Source organism: Streptomyces pyxinicus (assembly GCF_024753135.1).
Classification (GTDB): Bacteria; Actinomycetota; Actinomycetes; order Streptomycetales; family Streptomycetaceae; genus Streptomyces; species Streptomyces pyxinicus.
On record NZ_JANUGP010000003.1, the window covers coordinates 89,886 to 108,287 of the forward strand.

15 protein-coding genes and 1 pseudogene are annotated in these 18,402 nt (G+C 74.4%); 4 read left to right on the forward strand and 12 right to left on the reverse strand.

Annotated elements, in window-relative coordinates; all coding sequences use genetic code 11:
* Positions 1–34 precede the first annotated feature (34 nt).
* The 8 genes from NX794_RS05625 to NX794_RS05660 all read right to left on the reverse strand — a co-directional run bounded on the left by NX794_RS05625 (position 35) and on the right by NX794_RS05660 (position 9,313).
* Positions 35–433 (reverse strand): hypothetical protein, encoded by a 399-nt coding sequence (locus NX794_RS05625; RefSeq protein WP_258777065.1) that lies wholly within the window; start codon positions 431–433, stop codon positions 35–37.
* An 820-nt stretch (positions 434–1,253) separates the two neighbouring features.
* Positions 1,254–1,673: a hypothetical protein gene (locus tag NX794_RS05630; RefSeq protein WP_258777066.1), complete on the reverse strand. Its 420-nt coding sequence runs from the start codon at positions 1,671–1,673 to the stop codon at positions 1,254–1,256.
* A 2-nt stretch (positions 1,674–1,675) separates the two neighbouring features.
* Complete coding sequence (locus NX794_RS05635) at positions 1,676–2,380, reverse strand: vWA domain-containing protein (RefSeq protein ID WP_258777068.1); 705 nt, start codon at positions 2,378–2,380, stop codon at positions 1,676–1,678.
* 53 nt (positions 2,381–2,433) lie between these two features.
* A complete protein-coding gene (locus NX794_RS05640) occupies positions 2,434–3,642 on the reverse strand; it encodes a protein kinase domain-containing protein (protein WP_258777069.1) in 1,209 nt (402 codons plus the stop codon).
* Positions 3,639–4,940 (reverse strand): serine/threonine protein phosphatase, encoded by a 1,302-nt coding sequence (locus NX794_RS05645; RefSeq protein ID WP_258777302.1) that lies wholly within the window; start codon positions 4,938–4,940, stop codon positions 3,639–3,641. The genes NX794_RS05640 and NX794_RS05645 overlap by 4 nt, the downstream gene beginning before the upstream one ends.
* Entirely contained in the window at positions 4,937–6,361 is a 1,425-nt protein-coding gene (locus NX794_RS05650) for a hypothetical protein (protein ID WP_258777070.1), read from the reverse strand. Before NX794_RS05650 ends, NX794_RS05645 begins: the two co-directional genes overlap by 4 nt.
* A 53-nt stretch (positions 6,362–6,414) precedes the next feature.
* Entirely contained in the window at positions 6,415–8,751 is a 2,337-nt protein-coding gene (locus NX794_RS05655; RefSeq protein WP_258777071.1) for a hypothetical protein, read from the reverse strand.
* Between the two features lie 163 nt (positions 8,752–8,914).
* Entirely contained in the window at positions 8,915–9,313 is a 399-nt protein-coding gene (locus tag NX794_RS05660; protein WP_258777072.1) for a hypothetical protein, read from the reverse strand.
* Between the two features lie 207 nt (positions 9,314–9,520).
* Here NX794_RS05660 and NX794_RS05665 point away from each other — a divergent pair, with 207 nt between their 5' ends.
* A complete protein-coding gene (locus tag NX794_RS05665) occupies positions 9,521–10,684 on the forward strand; it encodes an exonuclease SbcCD subunit D (RefSeq protein WP_258777073.1) in 1,164 nt (387 codons plus the stop codon).
* Positions 10,681–13,668, forward strand: coding sequence for an AAA family ATPase (locus NX794_RS05670; protein ID WP_258777074.1), 2,988 nt, complete (start codon positions 10,681–10,683; stop codon positions 13,666–13,668). The genes NX794_RS05665 and NX794_RS05670 overlap by 4 nt, the downstream gene beginning before the upstream one ends.
* Before the next feature lies 1 nt (position 13,669).
* Here NX794_RS05670 and NX794_RS05675 read toward each other — a convergent pair whose 3' ends face one another.
* Positions 13,670–14,116, reverse strand: coding sequence for an Lrp/AsnC family transcriptional regulator (locus tag NX794_RS05675; RefSeq protein WP_258777075.1), 447 nt, complete (start codon positions 14,114–14,116; stop codon positions 13,670–13,672).
* A 94-nt stretch (positions 14,117–14,210) separates the two neighbouring features.
* On the opposite strand from NX794_RS05675, the gene NX794_RS05680 reads away from it, so the two are divergent.
* Complete coding sequence (locus NX794_RS05680) at positions 14,211–14,687, forward strand: rhodanese-like domain-containing protein (RefSeq protein ID WP_258777076.1); 477 nt, start codon at positions 14,211–14,213, stop codon at positions 14,685–14,687.
* A gap of 26 nt (positions 14,688–14,713) precedes the next feature.
* A pseudogene (locus tag NX794_RS05685) lies at positions 14,714–15,209 on the forward strand (Imm21 family immunity protein); the annotation flags it as partial.
* Between the two features lie 170 nt (positions 15,210–15,379).
* On the opposite strand, the gene NX794_RS05690 reads toward NX794_RS05685, so the two are convergent.
* From NX794_RS05690 to NX794_RS05700, 3 genes are read right to left on the reverse strand one after another with little or no spacing between them, the layout of a single operon-like run.
* Positions 15,380–16,618 (reverse strand): cytochrome P450, encoded by a 1,239-nt coding sequence (locus NX794_RS05690; RefSeq protein WP_258777077.1) that lies wholly within the window; start codon positions 16,616–16,618, stop codon positions 15,380–15,382.
* Between the two features lie 25 nt (positions 16,619–16,643).
* On the reverse strand, positions 16,644–18,035 hold the full coding sequence (locus NX794_RS05695) for an NAD(P)/FAD-dependent oxidoreductase (RefSeq protein ID WP_258777078.1): 1,392 nt from the start codon (positions 18,033–18,035) through the stop codon (positions 16,644–16,646).
* Positions 18,025–18,279 (reverse strand): ferredoxin, encoded by a 255-nt coding sequence (locus tag NX794_RS05700; protein WP_258777079.1) that lies wholly within the window; start codon positions 18,277–18,279, stop codon positions 18,025–18,027. The genes NX794_RS05695 and NX794_RS05700 overlap by 11 nt, the downstream gene beginning before the upstream one ends.
* Between the last annotated feature and the right edge of the window lie 123 nt (positions 18,280–18,402).

Below are 18,402 nucleotides of genomic sequence, written 5' to 3' on the forward strand. Positions count from 1 at the left end.
TGTGCCGGGCGAGTGCGTGCCGGGAACGGGCGGTTCAGGTCGGTGACGGATCGGGGGTGAGATCCTCTTCCCCGATCCGCCGGCCGGACTGGTACACCGTCACGACTCCTCCGTGCACGACATAGCGGTACTCGCCGTTGCGGGCCTCGTAGCCCTTGCTCGTCGTCCTCGCCTTCATCGCGATGCCCGGCTCCCGGCCGTCGCTGAACTCGCCGTAGTAGTACAGCGTCCCCGGCGTCGTACGGCACAGGGTGATCTGCTTGTTCTTCGTGCGGAACGCCTGGACCAGCTCGGCGCCGTGCCCACCGGGCAGTTCGGCCGCGATCCGGTCGGGGCAGGTGGCCGAGGTGCTGTCGGAGCTGGAGCCGCCGGAGCCCGACGAGTCGTCGCAGCCTTGTGCCACCAGGGCGAACAGGCCGAAGAGGAGGGCCACCCCGAAACAGCCGCTCAGACAGCCGCTGCTCCGGGGGCTCCGGGGGCTCCGGGTCGGCCTGGGGGAGGGCGTGTAGATCGGCCTCGGACGCGGGGGCGCGACGCTCGGGGCGGGGGTCGTCGGCGGCCGGTAGCCCGTCGTCGTGGCGTGCGGGAAGAAGACGCCTTCCCCGGTGGCCGGTGCCGTGTACTTGGGTGGCGTGGTCCTGGGCGTGACGGGCCGGCTGCGCGGGGTGGCCCGGGGCGTCGCGGACGGTGCGGAGGACGTGCTGCGGGGTGTCGTCCTGCGCGGCGTGCTCTTCTTCGCTGCCGGCTCTGAGGAGGCGGACGGTTTCGCCGTACGCTTCCTCGCGGCCTTGTACGAAGTGCCGCACGCGATGCAGGACGTGTCCGTCCGCCCGTTGTTCGTGTCGCACTCGGCGCAGCGCCAGGGGCCGGGCGGGCGGGCGGCCCCACCGGGCCGCTTGGCGGCCGGCCGGGCACCGCCGCCGGAGCTTCCCTCCTTCGCCCCCGATGCGGCGGCCGGCTTCGGTTTCGGCTTCTCGACCGGTTTGGGCTTCGCGCCGGTTCCCGCCTTCGTGGCCGTGCCCGCTTTCGCGCCGGTTCCCGCCTTCGTGGTCGTGCCCGTCTTCGCGGCCGGTTTCGGCGTGGCCGGCGGCCGGGGCGGGGCGGTGCCACGCCGACCGCCGCCGCAGACCGCGCAGGACGTGTCCGCGGGCTCGTTGAACGTGTCGCAGTCCACGCAGCGCCAGTTGGTCGATGCCGCCACCTCGTGCAGCTCCTCCTTCTCGTGTCCGTCTCGTCGACCTACGGCCGCCCGGTCAGCCCGCGTCGCCCTCGACGCGGGCCATCACCGCGGCGAACAGCTCCTCCGAGTCGGCGGACACGGGCGCGGCCACCCAGTGGGGCGTGTTCAGAGGCACCCGCCGCAGCTCCGACTCGTCCTCGGCGTCGTCCACCTGCTCGGGGATGCCGAAGTGGCGCCGCAGCACGTCGGTGTAGTCCGCCGCCTCCTCCTGCCGGTCCGCCGGCACGTCCACCCGGACCACGAGCAGTCCGGGCGTCGGTCCCTCGGGGAAGCGCAGATGGAAGACCCACTGGGACAGTCCGTCCGAGCCCTGGGGCAGCAACCGCACCTGCGAGCAGTGCCGTACGTTCGACTCGATGACGCTGTAGCGGTGCCAGTAGAAGGCCAGCCGGCCGTCCTCATGGCACCGCAGCTCGAAGCCTGGCCAGTCCAACCTCACAGGCTGTTCGCGATCGTCTCGATGATCTCGTCCATCTCGAACTCCTCCAGGCCCTCGCCGGCCTTGGAGGCGAAGTGCAGGGTGAGGTCCCATTCCTCGGCGATGGGGTCGGACCACGGCGCCTGATCCGGTGCGAACAGCACCAGCCGCTTGGCCGACTGCTCCATCACCGACGTCTGGCTGCGGGCGTACCCCCACTGCTCGAACAGGTCGTCCAGGCTGCCCGGAATTCCGGCCGGGTAGGAGGGCGCGGACGCGTGCGTGCCCAGCGGGTGGGCCGGGGCGTCGGTGAACATGACGATGACGTGCCGTCTGCGGTCGAGCCCCTGTTCCCAGGGCGAGTTGATGGCCAGCGCGAGCGCTTCGAGACCGGACTCGGGGATGTCCCCGCCCCCCGAGGCGTCGATCCCGCGGACGAACCCCTCGAAGTCCTTCGACTGGTCCGGAAGCCGGAGGAACCCGGTCTGCTGGATGGCGGTCGAGGGGTCGTCGCCGAAGTCGCGGAAGGCGATGACCTTCAGCCGCAGCTGGCTGATCGCCTTGCCCTTCTTCGCCATCTCGTCGTTGAGCCGGTCGTGGAACTGCAGCGCGCTCGACTTCACGCTGTCCAGCACCGGGAACATGCTGCCGGTCGCGTCGATGCACAGCACGATGTCGACGGCGTACTGAAGGTTCCCCTGGTACTGCTCGATGTTGCTCATTCCATGTCTCCTGGGCGGTGCGGGCGGGATGCGTCGGTCGATGGGTCCGGCTCTCAGGACGAGCCGGGCCGGCGATGCCGGTCACCGAGGTTGATGCGCACGCGGGAGGTGCGCTCCACCGGCGTCTCGGCGGCCGGCTGCGCGGCGGGGGCAGCGGGGCTCCCGGTGTCCCCGGCATCCCGGGGGCTCTCGGTGCCCGTGGAGCCGGGCGGCGGTGTCGCGGTACGCGGACGCGGTGCCGAGGCGAGGTTCTTCGCCTTGATCCTGCTGGTGCGCACACCCGGGCCGGACGATTTCGTGGTCTCCGCTGCCGTGGCCGCCGCCGTCTCGTCCGCCGGTGCCTTGGTTCTGCTGCTGCCGGGCCGCCGGTGCCGCAGCGCGCACACCTTCGGGTCGGACAGCGCCTTCAGAAAGGCCGCGACGCGCGGACGGCCGCCCGGGGCACGGGTGGTCATGGCCCGCAGCAGGCCCAGCATCTCGTCCGACAGCCGCGTGTCCAGGTCGAGGAGTTCACCGGCGTTGACGGCGTCGGCCGGTGAGCCGTACCGGCCGTCGTGGTGCGGCAGGTCGCCCGTCAGGTACAGATGGGTCATCAGCCCGAGCGCGAACACGTCCACGGCGCACGTCAGATGCTCGGGACCGACCGACTCGTCGCGCTGCATGAAACGGCGCCACTCGGGCGCGCCGTACACCGAGTCGCCTGCGATGTCGTCGGGCTCCGGCGGCCGGCCGGAGACGTAGGAGTCGTCGAAGTCGATGAGCTTCGCCGTGTGGAACGCGGCACCGTCCCGCCTCTGCACCAGGACGTTCAGCGGCTTCAGGTCGCCGTGTACGACGTCGATGTCGTGCAACTGCTGCAGACTGTTGCCGAGGGTCTTGAGCAGCACCATCTTGTTGCGCGGCTCCAGGGTCTGTGGCTTCTCCAGGCTGGAGGTGTCGATGCGCTCCGTGACCTTGTAGTAGGTGCTGCCCTCGTGGAAGAAGTCGGTGGCCAGCACCAGGTTGCCGCCGCCGCGCGCGTCCGGACGCAGCCGTTCCATGATCGTGCGGTGCCGGTCCTCGAACTCGCGGGCCAGCTGCCGCCGGATGCGTACGCTCCGCGAGTCCGCCGCGTCGTCGCGGGGCCGCTTGGGCTCCAGGAACCGCTTGACGAAGTACTGGCCGCCGCCCTTCTCGGCGAACGCCCAGATGCATTTACCGCCGTTGGCGTTCGTGGGCTCGCTGACGATGCGGTAACCCCCGATGAGGTCGCCCTTCTTCATGCGTGCTCCTCAGGTGCCGGCGGCAGATCGGTCTCGTAGCCGGCGCGGTAGGCGCGCCAGGTGTCGTCCTGCCAGAGGCGGACCCGCGCGGGCAGTCCGGCGGCGTCCTCCGTTCCGGTCACCCGGCCCCCCGTCCCGTCGGCGGCGAGGGAGGGGCGGTCCAGGCCACGGGGCCGAGTGCGGACGTAGCGGACGGTCAACTCCTCATGACGCGAGGCGAACTGGGCGCGCAGGTCCGGGAAGCCGTGGTAGCCGAGGGCCACGAGGGCGAGCGAGGCGTCGTCCGCCGTGTAGCCCTGCACCTCCCGCCGGACGAGGTCGGCCCACTCCTCGACGGTGCCGGCGTCGCGCAGGGTGCGCAGCAGCAGCGTCTCGAAGTCGGCCGGGGTGTGCACATACCCGAAGAACCCGTCGGTCGCGGCCACCAGCACGCAGGGCAGTGGATAGGCCAGCCGCCGGCCGGCGATCTCGAACTCCCGGTCCGCGCACACCAGGTTGGTCATCGGCGGATCGGTGCGCAGCAGTTCCAGGGCGTCGCTCTCCCGGGTGTGGTCCCGGGTGAGCACCCGCAGCCCGGTGCGCGGACGCAGCACGTACGCACGCGAGTCACCGGCCCACAGCGGTTGCAGCTCCACCTGCGGCTCGTACCCGTTGCCGGCCACGCGGTAGTGCACGCCCGCCAGCGTGGTCGGCAGCTGGCGCCGCATGGTGCCGCTGATCTTGCTGCGCCGCTGTGGCGCGTAGCCGAGGAAGAACCGGAGGTACTCCCGCAGGGTCTTCGGCGTGGCCTCTTCACCCTCCACCGTGACGTCGTGGAACCAGACGTCCGTGGCCAGCCGCGCCACCCGGGCGCCCACCCAGGCGCCGGTACGGCTCGCACCGTCGGACGCCTGCCACACGGGGGCCGCACCGGCGCCGCCCGACCCGTCGAAGACCGCAAGCATCCCCTGCAGGCCGGCCCGGTGATGGGCGACGAACGGCTCGGCGTCCTCGCCCCGCCCGGCGACCCGCTCGGTCCACACGGACAGCGCCAGCAGCCCCTCCTCGTCGGCGCACCAGAGCCGCTGCGGCACCGGCGGCCGGTCCGCCGTACCGGTCGGCCGGGCGTCCGGCGGCGCCGGATCGGGCTGGTAGGAGGCAGGGGTCGGCGGGGGCGGGGGCTGGACGGGGGCGCGGGACGCGGGGTCCGGGGGGCCGGCCGGGCAGGGCGTCGGGACGGACGGTGGAGCGGCCGGGTACGGCGACAGCATGCCGGCCGGCGCCGTGGGTGCTTCCCTGTGGTCCTGATGGCCGGTCATCGCCGCTCCTCGTCGCTTCCGGAGGCGCCGAGGCGCCTCTTGGCGGTGCCGCGCACGCGGCTCACCCTGGGCCCGCCGCTGCCGCCACCGCCCGGTCCGGTGAGACCGCCGTCGCGGGAAGCGGCGCGGTCATCGGCCGCCCGGTCAGCCGCGTCGTACCCGGCGCCGGTGAAGGTCGCCGTTCCACCGTCGGCCAGCCCGCCGGCCCCGGCACGCTCGCCGGAACGGCTCCCGCTGTCGTACTCGTCGCGCTTGGTGAGACGACCCGTCCCGTCCCGTCCGCCGCCGACGCCGGGCAGCGGTTCGTCCGCGGGCGGGCCCGCGGTGGCGGCCGGGCCGGAGCGACGGCCCCCGGTGCCGGACAGCCGGGAGCGCGGGGCACGGCCCGCGTCCCGGTCACGCCCGCCGTCCCCGGCACCCGGATCCCCGGCGCCCGGTCCGCGCCCGGTGTCGTCCGCGTACGGTTCCCGCAGCACCTCCCCCTTGAGTGGCGCGGGCCCGCCCGAGTCCTCGTCAACGGTGTGGTCGTCGCCCTCGGTGCCCGGTTCCAGGGCGCGGGCGAGGCTTCCACGCAGCCGTCCGCGCCGGGTGGCCGTCTCGAACAGGCCGTCGCCGTCGCGCAGCACCTCGTCCAGCACGGCGCGCTCCAACTCCGCCTGCTCGAAGGGCTCCCGGTCCGCGTCACCGCGTTCCAGGACCATGCGCATGACCTCGCGCCGTACCTCGCGCTTCTCCGCCTCGCCCTTCTCGATCCAGGCGAGGGCGGCACGCGGGCCCTCCTTCTCCATGATCGCGGCGATCAGTCCGTCCACACCCTCCTCGCGGACCATGTCCAGGTGCCGTCTGCGCCGCATGCCCTCCAGGCGGGTCTCGCGCACCACGTCCCGGTACTCGCGCCCGCTGGTGGCGATCTCCTCCTCGTCGACGAGCAACTCGACCTGGATGTTGCGCAGTCGGATCGCGTCGTCGCCGCCGAACCCCACGAGAGCCGCGTTGAGCGCGATCTCCGTGTCGTGGAACTCGGCGATGTCATGGTTCCGGGCCACCGACTGGAGCGTGCGGCGCAGATAGCCGTAGAGCGCGCCGCTCATGTCGCGGATGCCGCGCGCGACCACCTCGGCAGGGTCCGCGACCCGGCACACCAGGTCGACGCGGCTGCGGAAGGAGAACGTGGGGTCCCGGCTGAGCAGCGGGATGTCCAGGACGAGCCGGTGCTCGGTCATGTCGACGGTGAACACTCGGCGGTACGACCCGAACCGGGACGAGGGGATCTCCTCGCCGCTGCGGATGGTCAACGAAGGGCCGCTGTCCCTGACGAGGACCAGGGCCCGGCCGGGAGCCGGTGGCCGCAAGGGGTTCACCAGCCGCCACTTGGGCACGTCCTCGCTGCCCAGGACCGGGTCGTAGGTCTGCTCCTCCATGTCTCCCCCTTTCCTTGCGGGTGCTGTTGTCGGTGCCGTCGAGGCGGTGCGCCTCAACGGGCGCGGTCGAGAGCCCGGAGCAGGCGGGCGGCGTTGGCCGACGGGCGCTCGCGGTCACGGGCCCACTTCTCCAGCCACCAGGCCAGCCGTTCCCGGTGGCGTCCGGGCCGGGCGGCGACGGACACCAGCAACGCGGCGAGGGCGTCCAGGGAACCGGGGCTCCTGTCCGCGTACTCGTTCACCCACAGGCGCAGCGCCTCCAGCGCGGAGTCCTGGACGGGCCGTCGGGCCAGCGCCCGGGCCCACAGCTCGGCGAGCCGGTCGTGGTGCCGCGGCAGGTCGCCGAGGAGTACGGGGACGCCGGGCACCGGTGTGCCGCGGCGGCTGTCGACGGCGGGGACGACCGGCTCCTCGTACGGCCGCGTCACGGCGAACACGAACGCGGACAGCGACTTCACGACCATCGGGGACAGGTCCTGCGGCTCGGACCAGGTCAGGTAGGCGTCCAGGACCGCCGCGCTCTGCCCCTGGTGGATCAGGTGGACGCCGCCCCACGCCACGGACGGCAGCGTGCCCCAGTCGTCCTTCCGGTCCAGCGCGTCGCGCAGGACGGCGACGGCCCGCTCCGGGGCCGTACGGCCGAGCAGGCCGCCCACGGCGTTCGCCGCCGTGCCCGCGAGGCGGCGCTGCTGGGCGGAGGCGTCACCGCGCGCCCACCGGTGCAGCAGCTCCCACACCCCCTCCGCCGTCTCCGGTCGGCTGCCCGCGACGCCGAGGGCGGTGGCGGCGGCCTGGCGCAGCGGCCAGGACGTACTGCCCGCCCAGGTCGTGAGGAAGCGGTGCACGGCGTGGTGCGGGTCGGCCAGCGCCACCACGCCGGCGGCGACCGCGGCCCGGGCCCGCACCTCCAAGTCACGGTGGTTCAGCAGGCCGCGCAGCCAGTCGAGCAGCGCCTCGCGACGGCCGTCGAGGAGTGTCCAGGCGTGGCCGAGGATGACCTGCCCGAGCAGCGCGTTGCGGAACCGTACCCGGGGCGGGGCGAAACCGCCCTCGGGGGAGGCGTCGAGCCGGATCCACTGCTGTTCATGGCCGAGCCGGTCCGCGAACCGGAGGTCGGGCGGGGCGGTCTCGGGTCCGACCAGGGCGGCGCGCAGCCGCACCGCGGCGTCCGCGACGGTGAGGTAGCCGCACTCCTCCAGCACGGCCGCCGCCAGCGCGAAGGAGACCGCGTCCGGTGTGCGGTGCCGGCCGAACCAGGCGCGGACCTGTTCGCTCGGGTCGCGTAACTGGGCCACCACGGCGGCCACGTCGCCGTCGGCGCGGATCACCGAGGCGAGCCGTGCCGCGTTGCGAGCCGTGGGCTGCTCGCGCAGCGCCGTAGCGGCCCCGGTGCGTTCCAGCAGCCGGTGCAGCTCGGACTCGGCGTCGCTGCCGCCGCCGTGACCGAGCACCCGGCGTTCGACGATGGCCAGCGGGTCGACCGGGGCGAGCGGATGCCGGGCCAGCCGGTCGCCGGCCGGCCCGGCGGCGAGCGCGTCCAGATCGTGGCCGCCGGTCAGGACCAGGAAGCAGCCGTGGGCGCGCAGGGCGGCGACGACCGCCGACCACCGGGCGGTGCCGTGCCCGTCGAGGAAGGCGGCGGCGAACTCCCCGTCGACGGCCGGTCCGTCGTCCAGGGCGGCCAGGTAGCCGGAGTTCTTGACGGGCGGTTCCCAGCCGGCGCCGAGCACAGTGGCGGGGGTCAGCAGCCGGTGGCAGCCGGCGCCGCCACCGTCCATCGCCAGGGCCTCCCCGAGCAGATTCACGGCCGCCGCCTCCCGGCCGCTGCCCGGCGCCCCGGTGAGGACCAGCACCCGCTGCTCGCACAGGGCGTCCAGCGCCTCGGCGTACCCCTCGGGCGTGACGAACAGCTCGGTGTGGCCGCCGATGTCGGCTGCGTCCAGCGCGAGCACGGACACGCCGGGCGGCCGGGGGCCGCCGGTGCGCGCACCACCGGTGTGGAAGCCGCCGCCGAAGCTCACATCCGCGTTGAACAGGGCGAGGGTGCCGATGCGGGTCCCGGCGGCGTCGGCGCTCAGCCGCCGGGCGATCTCGTCGGCGATGGCCCCGGCGCGCAGCGCCTCGGACCGCTCGGCGTCGTCGGGCCCGCTGCCCTCGGCCAGGGAGCGCAGGGCGTCCTTCTCGCTGATCGGGCCGTCCCGCTCCTCGGCGTCCGAGCGCGGGGCCGGCGTCTCCTTGGCGCGGTCGCGCTCGGCGGGTTCGGTGCCGTCCCGGTCGGTGCCCGGGTCGCGTCCGGCGGGTTCCTTCTCCCGGTGCCGGGGCGGATCGTCGGTGCGGTCCGGGGCGCCGGCGGTGGGCCGGCGGCTCTCGGTGGAGCTGTCCTCGCTCATGTGCGGTCTTCTTCGGCCTTCGGATCTGTGGTGCGGTCGGCGGTCGCCGGCGGGGGACGCGGCACGGGGCGCGCCGTGCGGGCGCCCCGCACGCGCACGGGTGTGACGAAGGAGGCGCAGCCGCCGTCGGTGCGAAAGCCCGTCGGCGGCGCGCCGACGGGCGCTACGACGTGGTCCAGTTCCCCTGGACCTCGACCTTGCCGTTGAACACCTGGGCGTTCTTGACGAGCGCCGCGCTGATCTGGGCGCCGGACCGGCCCTGGGCGGCCACGGCCTCGTCGACCAGGCGCCGCATCTCCGTCTCGAAGTCCGGGTCGAGGAGCATGTGCGCGGCGAGCTGCCGTTGCAGGGCCTGCTGGGCGGCCTCGTCGTCCGGGGTGCCGGCGACCCGCTCCAGGGCGTGCTCCGCCGTGGTGTCGCCCCGGAACCGGACGCGGAGCCGCTCGATCAGGCGGGCGCCGCCGGCCCAGCCAGAGCGACCGGCCTCCTGACCCGCCGACTCCAGCGCTCCCTTGACCACGAGCGCGACCCCCGCCGCCGCCACAGCCGTCACCGGATCCATAGCTGTTCCCCCCGAAGTACCGCTCGAACAGGGCAGTCAATCTAGAGGAGGGAGAGGACACCAGGGGTGCTTCTTCTCACATTGGCCGGAAATCGCCGAACCTTTCCGGTGGCGACGCCGTCCAGGCCCCTGTAGCCGGCCGAGGACAGCCGCGACGATCTGCGGGCGCGTCCGTGATGTCCGACCCTGCCGTTAGTCTCGTGAATCATGAGATTCCTGCACACGTCCGACTGGCATCTCGGCCGGGCCTTCCACCGGGTGAACATGCTCGGGGCCCAGGCCGAGTTCATCGGTCACCTCGTCGGCACCGCGCGCGAGCGCGAGGTCGACGCGGTGGTCGTGTCCGGTGACGTGTACGACCGCGCGGTGCCCCCGCTCGCCGCGGTCGAGCTGTTCGACGACGCCCTGCACCGGCTCGCCGGCCTCGGTGTGCCCACGGTGATGATCTCCGGCAACCACGACTCGGCCCGCCGCCTCGGCGTCGGCGCCGGACTCATCGGCCGGGCCGGCGTCCACCTGCGTACCGAACCCGCCGCCGTCGGCACCCCGGTCCTGCTCCCGGACGCCCACGGGGACGTGGCGTTCTACGGGCTGCCGTACCTCGAACCCGCCCTGGTCAAGGATGAGTTCGGGGTCGAGCGGGCCGGTCACGAGGCTGTCCTCGGCGCCGCCATGGACCGGGTGCGCGCCGACCTCGCCGGCCGCCCGACCGGCACCCGCTCCGTCGTCCTCGCCCACGCCTTCGTCACCGGCGGCCGGGCCAGCGACAGCGAGCGGGACATCACCGTCGGGGGAGTGGCCGCCGTACCGGCCGGTGTCTTCGACGGCGTCGACTACGTGGCGCTCGGGCACCTGCACGGCTGCCAGATCCTCACCGAGCGCGTGCGCTACTCCGGCTCCCCGCTCGCCTACTCCTTCTCCGAGGCCGACCACCGCAAGAGCACCTGGCTGATCGACCTCGGCGCCGACGGCTCGGTGGCCGCCGAACGCCTCGACTGCCCGGTGCCGCGCCCGCTCGCCCGCCTGCGCGGCACCCTGGAGGACCTGCTCGCCGACCCGGAGCTGACCCGGCACGAGGAGGCGTGGGTCGAGGCCACCCTCACCGACACCGTCCGCCCGGCCGACCCGATGGCCCGGCTCACCGAGCGCTTCCCGCACACCCTCAGCCTGGTCTTCGCCCCCGACCGGGACCCGGACGACCCCCGGGTGTCCTACGCCCGGCGCCTCGCCGGCCGCACCGACCAGCAGATCGCCCAGGACTTCGTCGCCCACGTGCGCGGCGCCGGACCCGACGCCCGGGAGACGGCCGTGCTGCGCGACGCCCTGGACGCGGTGCGCGCCGACGACGCCGCCCGGGAGGTCGCCCGGTGAGGCTGCACCGGCTGGACATCACCGCCTTCGGGCCGTTCGGCGGCGCGCAGCACGTCGACTTCGACGCGCTCGGCGCCGCCGGCCTCTTCCTGCTGCACGGCCCGACCGGCGCCGGCAAGACCTCCGTCCTCGACGCCGTCTGCTACGCCCTCTACGGCACCGTCCCCGGCGCCCGCCAGAGCGGCCAGGGCATGAACCTGCGCAGCGACCACGCCGGCCCCGGCACCCGCACCGAGGTCCGCCTCGAACTGACCGTCGCCGGACGCCGCCTGGAGATCACCCGGCAGCCGCCCTGGGAACGCCCCAAGCTGCGCGGCACCGGCACCACCGTCGACAAGGCCCAGACCTGGCTGCGCGAGTACGACACCACCGCCCGCGCCTGGAAGGACCGCAGCCGCTCCCACCAGGAGATCGGCGAGGAGGTCACCCAGCTGCTCGGCATGAGCCGCGAGCAGTTCTGCCAGGTCGTCCTGCTGCCCCAGGGCGACTTCGCGCGGTTCCTGCGCGCCGACGCCGAGGCGCGCGGCCGGCTGCTCGGCCGGCTCTTCGACACCCGCCGCTTCGCCGATGCGGAGAAGCGCCTCGCCGAGCGCCGCCGCACCACCGAGGCACGCGTGCGCGAGGGCGACACGGCCCTGCTCGCCGACGCCCACCGCATGCAGCAGGCCGCCGGGGCCGTCATGGAGCTGCCCGAGCTGGCCCCCGGCGACCCGGGACTCGCCGAGGCCGTCCTCGGTGCCGCCGCCATCGCCCGCAGCACCGTCCGCGAGCGCCTCACCCACGCCCACCTGCGCTTGGGCGCCGCCGAGTCCGCCCACGCGGAAGCACAGCGGGCCCTCGCCGACGTACGCGAACTGGCCCGGCTGCAGGGCAGGTTCGCCGCGGCCCAGGAGCGTGCCGAACGGCTCCGGGAGCGGGCCGGCGCCCACCGGGAGGCGCTGGACCGGATGGAGCGGGCCCGCAAGGCGGAGGCCGTCACGCCCGCGCTGGACCTGCGCGAGGAGGCCGAGCGCGAGCACCGCCGGGCCGCCTGGGCGAAGGCGCGGGCGCTCGACCCGCTGCCCGCCGCCGACACCGAGGCCGGCGCGAGCGCACTCGCCGCCGCCGCCCGCCGCACCGCCGAGGAACTCGGCGGCCTGGACGCCGCCCGGCGCGCCGAGCGGCGGCTCGCCGAGCTGGTCGAGGAGCGCACCGGACTCGACCGGCAGGAGCGCGCCGACGAGGACGTCCTGCGCGAGGCCGACGCCTGGCTCGCCGACTGGGATACCACCCGCGCCGCCCTCCAGGCCCGCGTCGACGCCGCCCAGGATGCCGCCACCCGCGCCGAGCAGCTCGCCGTCCGCCGTGAGCCGATGGAGCGGCGGCTCACCGCCGCCCGCACCCGGGACGCCCTCACCGCCGACCTGGCGGACGCGCAGGACCGGGCCCGCGCCGCCGGACAGCGCGCCCTCGACGCCCGCGCGCACTGGCTCGACCTCAAGGAGCAGCGGCTCACCGGCATCGCCGCCGAACTCGCCGCGCACCTCACCGCGGGCGAACCCTGCGCCGTCTGCGGTGCCACCGAGCACCCGGCACCGGCCCGCAAGGTCGCCGGACACGTCGACCGGGAGGCCGAGGACCGCGCCCTGGCCGCCCACCAGCGCGCCGACGAACAGCGTGCCGAGGACGAGCGGCGCCTCGGCGTCCTGCGCGAAACCCTCGCCGCCGCCACCGCCGAGGCCGGCGACATTCCCACCGGACAACTGGCCGCCGAGACGGATGAATTGGCACGGCAATACGTCCGCGCCCGGGACGACGCCTCCGCCCTGCACGCCGCCCACGAGGAACTGCGGCACGCCGAGCGCGAGCGCGAACAGCGGCTCGCGGACCGCCAGCAGGCCGCCGTACGGGTCGCCTCCCGGCTCACCCGGCGCGACGGACTGGAGCGCGAACAGGCTTCGCTGCAAGCGGAGTTGACGCAGGCGCGCGGCGCGGCCGAGAGCGTGGCCGCCCGCGCCGCGCACCTGGAGCGGCGGGCCGCGCTGCTCACCCGGGCCGCCGACGCCGTCCGCGCCGCCGAGGAGGCCGCCCAGCGCCTCAAGGATGCCGACGCCCGCCTCGCCGACGCCGCCTACCGAGCCGGCTTCGACACCCCCGAGGCCGCGACCGCCGCCCTGCTGGACACCGCCGCCCACCGCGAACTCCAGCACCGCCTGGACGCCTGGCAGCACGAGGAGGCCGCCGTGCGGGCCGTCCTCGCCGAGCCCGACACCGCCGAGGCCGCCCGGCGGCCGGCCGCCGACCCGGCCGCGGCCGAGCGCACCGCAGCGACGGCGGAACAGCGGCTGCGCACCGCCGCCTCCGCCCGGGACGCCGCCGCCCGCTGCCGCACCGAACTGGACGGCCTCTCCGCGCGCGCCACCCGGGCCGTACGCGACCTCGCCCCACTCCGCGACGAGTACGACCGGGTCGCCCGGCTCGCCGCCCTCACCGCCGGCACCGCCGCCGACAACGAGCGCAAGATGCGCCTGGAGTCCTATGTGCTCGCGGCCCGCCTGGAGCAGGTCGCCGCCGCCGCGACCGCCCGCCTCCAGCGCATGTCCTCCGGCCGCTACACCCTCGTGCACTCCGACGACCGCAGCGGACGCGGGCGCAGCGGGCTCGGGCTGCACGTGGTCGACGCCTGGACCGGCCGGGAGCGGGACACGGCCACCCTGTCCGGCGGCGAGACCTTCTTCGCCTCCCTCGCCCTCGCGCTCGGCCTCGCCGACGTCGTCACCGACGAGGCCGGCGGGGTCCGCCTGGACACCCTCTTCATCGACGAGGGCTTCGGCAGCCTCGACGACCAGACCCTCGACGAGGTCCTCGACGTCCTCGACTCCCTGCGCGAACGCGACCGCAGCGTCGGCATCGTCAGCCACGTCGCCGACCTGCGCCGCCGCGTCCATGCCCAACTGGAGGTCGTCAAGGGGAGATCGGGGTCGGTGCTGCGGCAGCGGGCGTGAGTCATCGCCCCAGCGGGCGGCGGGGCAGCGGCGAGGAGTACACCACGCTGGTGGTCACCGAGCCCAGGGCGCCGATCTTCCCGGCGATCTCCTCCAGGTGGGGCATGGAGCGGGCGGCCACCTTGATGACGAAGCAGTCGTCGCCCGTGACGTGGTGCGCCTCCAGGATCTCGGGCGTCACCGCCACCAGGTCGTGGAAGGGCTTGTAGTGGCCGTTGGGGTAGCGCAGCCGCACGAACGCCAGGATCGGCAGGCCGAGACGCGCGGGGTCGACCACCGCCGCGTAGCCCTGGATCACCCCCGCCTCCTCCAGACGCCGGACCCGCTCGGTGACGGCGCTCGGGGACATCGAGACCTCGCGGGCCAGTTCGGTGTAGCCGGCCCGCCCCGCGCGCTGGAGGACTTCGAGGATGCGCCAGTCGGTGGCGTCCGGGGAATACACGGTCATCCGCGAGGAACAGCAGGGAAAACAGCGGCCGGGCAAGGGGAGCACCGGGGATCCTCGGTTCAGGAAGCCGGACACCGCCCGTAGATTTCCGGACATGACCCACACCACCTCCGGCCACCCCGTGCTGAGCGTCCCCCCGGCCGCCCCCGCCGAGGCCGCCGCCCATTTCCGCGCGAGCCTCGCCTTCCACACCGACGTCTCCGACGTGGCCGCCGCCCTCGCCTCCGGCGGCGACCCCGGTTTCACGCTCGTCGACAGCCGGTCCGCCGAGTCCTGGGAGCAGGGCCACATCCCGGGCGCCCGCCACCTGCCGACCGCCCTGATCCCCGAACAGGCCGGCCAACTCCTCGACCGAAGCATGCCGGTGGTGACGTACTGCTGGGGGCCGGGCTGCAACGGCGCCGCCCGTGCGGCCCTCGCCCTCGCCGAACTCGGTTACCAGGTCAAGGAGTTGCTCGGCGGCTTCGAGTACTGGGCGCGAGAGGGCCTCGGTTACGAGACCTGGCAGGGGACCGCCCACCGCGCCGCCGATCCGCTGACCGCTCCGGTGGCGGGCGCCTGCGGCTGCTGAGAGCGGCCCGGGCGGGTTGCCTGTCCGTGGCTCGATACGCGGACCAAGGCGTGCTGGAGTGGGTGGAGTCGGGAGGTGGCTCGCTGATCGCCGTCCCGGAGGCGATGCTGCCGTTCTGGGCGGGCGCCGACACCGAGGACCTCGACACCGACTACGACCGGGCGTGCGAGGCCCCTGGACCGGTCGGCGTCCTGCCGGTCGGTGACAGCGCCGCCCTCGTCCTCGGCGAGGAACCGGACGCCACGCCGTACCTGCCCGAACACGGCACCTTCGTCCGCCGGTCCGCCGTCGGCTCCGAGGCCGAACTCCTCGCCGCCGTCCCCACCGCGCCGGCGGAGGCCGAGTGGAATGGAACGAGGAGATCCACTGGACCGTCCCGGGCCCGGTCGACCTCTTCGACTCCGTGCCGCCCGGCGGCGACCCGGCCCCGGCCGACCGTCTCCGCGTCCCGCTGGCGCCGGGCCGATACGCGGTGTGCGTGGGCCGGGCCGGGTCGTGCCGGGTCCCGAGACGTGGCTCGGGCGGGGCAGCGGCTTCGGCGGACTGGGGACAGACCCGACTGACCCGCGACTGACCCGCGCCGGGCGCCCCGTCAGCCGCGGGCACCGTCGACGCGGTGGTGACCCGGGCCTGCCCGGCCGGTCAGCCGTGCACGCGTCGGTGCGGTGGTGACCCGGCCCCCGCCGGCTCGGTCAGTCGCGCAGTCCGTCGAACTCGATGTTCAGGTGCCGTGGGCCGCGCAGTACGGCGTTCTGGCGGTACGGCGGCGGGTCCTCGACCAGCCGTGGGTTCTCCAGCCGCCGGGCCAGCTCGGAGAGGGCGATCTGGGTCTCCAGCCGGGCCAGCGGCGCGCCGAAGCAGCTGTGGATGCCGCTGCCGAACCCGAGGTGCTGGATGTCCTCGCGGTCCGGGTCGAAGCGCTGCGGGTCCTTGAACCGCTCCGGGTCCCGGTTGCCGGCCGCCAGGACCAGCCAGATCCGCGAGCCCTTCGGGATGGTGACCCCGCGCACCTCGACGTCGGCGATGCAGGTGCGTTGCGGCACGAGCTGCACCGGCGGCTCGTAGCGCAGCAGTTCCTCCACGATCCGCACCGACAGGCCCGGGTCCTCCCGCAGCCGGGCCAGCACCTCGGGGTGGCGCAGCAGCGTCAGCATGCCGTTGGTGATCAGGTTGACCGTCGTCTCGTGCCCGGCGATCAGCAGCAGCACCGAGGTGCTGAGCACCTCCATCATCGTCATGGCGCCGTCCGGGCCCTCGCTGTTCACCAGGTCGGACAGCAGGTCGTCGCGCGGCTCCTTGGCCCGCTGCTCGGCCAGTCCGGCCAGATACATGCCGAGCTGCATCCGCGCTTCCTGCGCCGACTTCTGGAACTCGCCGCCGGTGTCCTGCCCCGCCGCCGGGTCGAGGCTCGCCACCAGCGGATCGACCCAGCCGCGGAACTTCGGCTCGTCCTCCCGGGGCACCCCGAGCAGCCGGCAGATCACCGTGACCGGGAAGGGATAGGCGAACTGGTCGACCAGGTCGATCCGGCGCTCGTCCCCGAAGCCGTCGATCAGCTCCTTGACGGTCTGCCGCATGTCCCCGCGCAGGTTCTCGATCCGCCGCGGCCGGTGCGGCGGCCCGAACGCGCTGTTGGCGATCCGCCGCAGCCGGTCGTGCTCGGGCGGGTCGAGCCGCAGGAACGACGGCGGCAGCCCGCCCGTCTCGTCCCCGGCCAGCTCGTCGTCCCCGGCGGCGGCCAGGTTGCGGGCGTCGGAGCTGATCCGCGGATCGTGGAGCAGCGCCTCGATGTCGAAGTACGAGCTGAGGACGTACGGCCCGTCCTCCTCCTCGTGCAGCACCGGCGCCGCGCGCAGTTCCTCGTAGAGGGGGTACGGGTTCGCGCGGTTGGCGAAGTCGGTGATCCGGCTCAGCAGCGTGGGCTGTGGCATGGCAGTTCCTCGGGGCGTCGGTCGGTCAGTGGCGGGCGGGGTGGAAGACCAGTTGCTGGTCGGCCGGCGAGTAACCGCTCATGGTCACCATCGGGCCGTGGGTCGGCAGCGACGGGTCGGGGAACTGGGCGTCCACCGGCTGCCGGCCCTCGGGGCGCCGGTCCACCGTCGGGTACTCCACCGGGAACGGCGCCCCCCGCTCGATCTGCCGCTGGTAGAACTCCAGCCACCGCGTGTTGTCGAAGCTGACGGCGGCCACGATCCGGCCCTTGTGCCCGTACACCCCGACGAACCGCCGCTCGGCCAGGGAACCCTGCGCGATCATGATCTGCTCGCCCATGGGCGGCACCCCGACCGACTTGATGTTCACCTTGAACATCGAGGACCAGAACGCCGGCATCCACAGGTGCGGCCGGCGGTCGGCGCCGTGGCAGATCATGTTGTGCGCGGCGGTCTCCGCCTGCGCGACGGCGTTGCCCCAGTGCTCCAGCGACAGGAACTGGTAGCCGAACAGGGCGTGCGGGGAGCGGGCCACGTCACCGGCCACGAACACGTCGTCGGTGACGATGCCCCGGAAGTCGAAGGCCCGGCACCCCGCGTCGCAGGCGATGCCCCGGGGCCCCGCGCCGAGCCCGGACCCGGCGAGCCAGTCGGTGTTGCGCACCGAGCCCAGCGAGACGACCACCACGTCCGCCTCGACGGTGCTCTCGTCGGACAGGTGCACGGCCCGCACCCGGCCCGCCTGGTCCCCCTCCAGCGAGGTCACCGTGACCCGGGTGCGCAGGTCCACGCCGTTCTCGACCGCGAGGTCGGCGGCGACCGCGCCGACCACCCCGCCGAGCGCGCCCACCAGCGGGCCACCGGCCCGCTCCGCCACGGTCACCTCGATGCCCATCTCCCGGCAGGCCGAGGCGACCTCGGAACCGGCGAACCCGGCACCGATGACGAACACCCGGCGCGGCCCCGCCTTCAGCCGCCGGTACAGGTCGGCCGCGTCCTCCCGGGTGCGCAGCACACACACCCCGTCCAGCCGGGCCTCGTCCTCCTTCGGCCACGGCCGCGCCCGCACTCCCGTCGCGATGAGCAGCCGGTCGTACTCCACCTCGTCGCCGTCGGCCAGCCGTACCCGCTTCGCCGACAGGTCGAGCCCGGTCGCCGGGACCCCCAGCCGCCACTTGGCGTCGATCTCGCGGCGGTGCGGCAGCTCGGTGTGCAGCGGGGACGCCTTGCCCAGCAGCACGCCCTTCGACAGCGGGGGCCGGTCGTACGGCTCGTACGGCTCGTCCCCGATCATGGTGAGCGAACCGGTGAAGCCCTCCGCGCGCAGCGTCTCGGCGGCCCGCAGACCGGCCAGCGACGCGCCGACGACGACGATCCGGCCCTCCCGCCGCAACCAGTCCAGGTGGTCAGCGGGCATCGGAGGCATCCCCGGCGCCCATACCGGCGCTCGCCTCCGCCCCGGCCGCCCCCTCCAGGCCGTCGGCGGTGATCGCCTGCACCGGGCACGCGGCGACGGCGCGGGCCAGCCGCTCCCGCTGCTCCTCCCGCGCGCGCGGGTCGTAGATCAGCGACTCCTCGCCGTGCATGGCGAAGACGTCGGGGGCGAGGAACGCGCACTGCGCGTATCCCTGGCACTTGTTGAGATCGACGACGAGCCTCATCGACGCTCCGCCCTTTCCGGTGGCCAGGCCCGGAGGGCGCCGCCCGTGGCGTGCGAGCGTCTCCGGACGGCGGTCTTGTCCCGCACGCCAGCATGGGAGCCGGGCCGGGGGCGCCGCGCGCCG

Coding starts and splice junctions, on each gene's coding strand:
- NX794_RS05635 (WP_258777068.1), bottom strand. CDS start 2,380: ATGAGCAACATCGAGCAGTACCAGGGGAACCTTCAGTACGCCGTCGAC.
- NX794_RS05640 (WP_258777069.1), bottom strand. CDS start 3,642: ATGAAGAAGGGCGACCTCATCGGGGGTTACCGCATCGTCAGCGAGCCC.
- NX794_RS05645 (WP_258777302.1), bottom strand. CDS start 4,940: ATGACCGGCCATCAGGACCACAGGGAAGCACCCACGGCGCCGGCCGGC.
- NX794_RS05650 (WP_258777070.1), bottom strand. CDS start 6,361: ATGGAGGAGCAGACCTACGACCCGGTCCTGGGCAGCGAGGACGTGCCC.
- NX794_RS05655 (WP_258777071.1), bottom strand. CDS start 8,751: ATGAGCGAGGACAGCTCCACCGAGAGCCGCCGGCCCACCGCCGGCGCC.
- NX794_RS05660 (WP_258777072.1), bottom strand. CDS start 9,313: ATGGATCCGGTGACGGCTGTGGCGGCGGCGGGGGTCGCGCTCGTGGTC.
- NX794_RS05665 (WP_258777073.1), top strand. CDS start 9,521: ATGAGATTCCTGCACACGTCCGACTGGCATCTCGGCCGGGCCTTCCAC.
- NX794_RS05675 (WP_258777075.1), bottom strand. CDS start 14,116: ATGACCGTGTATTCCCCGGACGCCACCGACTGGCGCATCCTCGAAGTC.
- NX794_RS05680 (WP_258777076.1), top strand. CDS start 14,211: ATGACCCACACCACCTCCGGCCACCCCGTGCTGAGCGTCCCCCCGGCC.
- NX794_RS05690 (WP_258777077.1), bottom strand. CDS start 16,618: ATGCCACAGCCCACGCTGCTGAGCCGGATCACCGACTTCGCCAACCGC.
- NX794_RS05695 (WP_258777078.1), bottom strand. CDS start 18,035: ATGCCCGCTGACCACCTGGACTGGTTGCGGCGGGAGGGCCGGATCGTC.
- NX794_RS05700 (WP_258777079.1), bottom strand. CDS start 18,279: ATGAGGCTCGTCGTCGATCTCAACAAGTGCCAGGGATACGCGCAGTGC.